Annotated in this window: 1 protein-coding gene and 1 pseudogene; one reads left to right on the top strand and one right to left on the bottom strand. The window is 55.8% G+C overall.

Annotation, left to right across the window (positions count from 1 at the left end; translation table 11 throughout):
- Positions 1 to 245 (top strand): annotated as a pseudogene (locus Q0362_RS09170) (hypothetical protein); the annotation flags it as partial.
- Positions 246 to 252: 7 nt separating this feature from the next.
- Here Q0362_RS09170 and Q0362_RS09165 read toward each other — a convergent pair.
- Entirely contained in the window at positions 253 to 1,794 is a 1,542-nt protein-coding gene (locus Q0362_RS09165; protein ID WP_298122763.1) for a DUF5719 family protein, read from the bottom strand.
- Positions 1,795 to 1,952 lie beyond the last annotated feature (158 nt).

The following is a 1,952-nucleotide window of genomic DNA, read 5'->3' as shown; positions in this document are numbered from 1 at the left end:
TGCACTTCGATGTGGCACCCACCCCTCCTCGTGTTGAAGTCAACGGGGTGGTGGAGCGCTGGAAAGTTGACCACGAGCGTCGCCGTATTGTTCTCTATCGCGTTCCCATTCAGCGCATGAGCAAGCTCCACAAAGATGACCCACTGCACCGTCAAATGATGATTGAAAGCGTAGTTTTCAGAGCAGTGGCAGAACTTCTGGGCAAAGACCCCTGGGATCTGGGCCCTGAGCGCTTGCGCCCCTAAAGGTTTTCTAGCGTGGGTAAACAGTAATGCTGGAACCCAGGACGTTTGCAGGGTTCAAAGCAATGGCTGAGCCAAAACCGCTGCCAATGAAAGTGAGTCCACCCACGAGCCCTTGAGCACCCTTCACGGTGTATTTGGCGTTAGAAGCAAGTTGAGCACTTGCCATCTCTCCTGCCTTGACCGAGATGGTGATGTCTTTCTTTCCCTGGGCAGAGAGCGTCACTTCAGCAGTCCTGTTTGCAGGGTTGTAGAAGGAGACAAGCGGTGCTGGACCTGATGGAACAGGAATCAACAGCTGGTCAGTGAGGAAAGAACTGGACGCAATCCAGGTGAAGTCCCCGCCACCGATGGTTGCACCAGGAGCCACAACAGGGGCCACCAGCTCTGGTGTTGCCGTAGCTGATGGGGTTGCTGTTGGAGTTGAAACAGGAGTTTTACCTAAGTCAGGTGCAGCGGCACTGGAGTCTTGAACGGTGCGCACACCCGCAACTATCGGCTCTTGGGCCGTGACAATGACGGTGTAGACACCATCTGGCACTCCAGCGGTAGGAAGCTGGGTGACCTTCTGTGCCGTCAGGTTGGCTGTGAACTCCACCTTCTTGCCCTCGCTGGAAAGCAAGGTGATAGAAACTTCAGTGTTCTTCTCACCTGGAACGAGCAGGCGGATGCCAGGTTCTAGGTCGCTGGTGACATCGCTGATTTCAGAACGATCATGGTCGTGCTGGCCAGAGAGAACAACACCGGTAATGACCTGCTGAGTTGCCGCACCGGAGCCTGGTGCGACCCACTCCACACCCGAAGGCATCAACGTGCGGGTAACCGATTGCTGCAGGTTAGCCAGAATCTGGCCACCCACGCTGAGCACTCGAACTACCGGCGCAATGGCATCGGGGGCATAGCCCGCGAGGGAAACGATGCGCTGTTCACCCGGGAGGACGATGAGTCCTTCGGTGGATACAGCATCGATGTAACCTTCTTCGGTGAATACCTCAAGGGTAACCGTGGCTGTCACATCAGTGGGGTTGGCCAACGTCACCAGAGTTGTTCGGCCCAGTTCTGTCGATCCACCCACGAGCCACACGTCGTTTGCAGGCTCGGTGCAGGCTGCTGACGCTAAACCTGAGAGTGCTTCAGTCGCAGCCTGTTCACTTTGATTACCGGCAAGCAAAGGAGCTTCCTCGGCAGAATCGCTGGGTGGAACGGAGAGGACCTGTGGAGCAGCCCAAAGCGCATCGTTCTGGTTATCTACTGAGTCGAGCCATGAACTATCAAAGTTCTTTTCGCTGGATTCTTCAGCGTATTCAGCTCGTCCCGTGGAGTAGAAGGTCACATCCTCAGTGCCTTGAGGAAGAACTTCAACAAGAGGTCCTGGGCACACTCGCTGCTGAATTGCAGGAACTGGGGCAACACTCAACGCAGGAGCTGTTCCCACATACTCAGGCAGTGGCAACGTAACCAGAGCAGCAATACCGAGTGCCACTGCGGAGGCGCTCACAATTCCGGTGATACCGGTGACGCCGGCTCGCAGAGCTTTAGTTGTTTTCGACATCTTGATCACCTGCCAATGGGTCGATGGTGGCAAGCTCATCATCGCTTTCGATGAGACCGGGAAGGTACCGCTTCGGGCGTGCGTCTGGCATGACCGCGCCCGTAGGAATAGCCAACAGCAAGGTCAAGATGAGGACCAATGCTTGGACAGACGCAATC

This window comes from uncultured Aurantimicrobium sp., from assembly GCF_936931525.1.
Taxonomy (GTDB): domain Bacteria; phylum Actinomycetota; class Actinomycetes; order Actinomycetales; family Microbacteriaceae; genus Aurantimicrobium.
The sequence above is the reverse complement of the archived record's forward strand: the minus strand, read 5'-3'. Positions and strand labels throughout refer to the sequence as shown.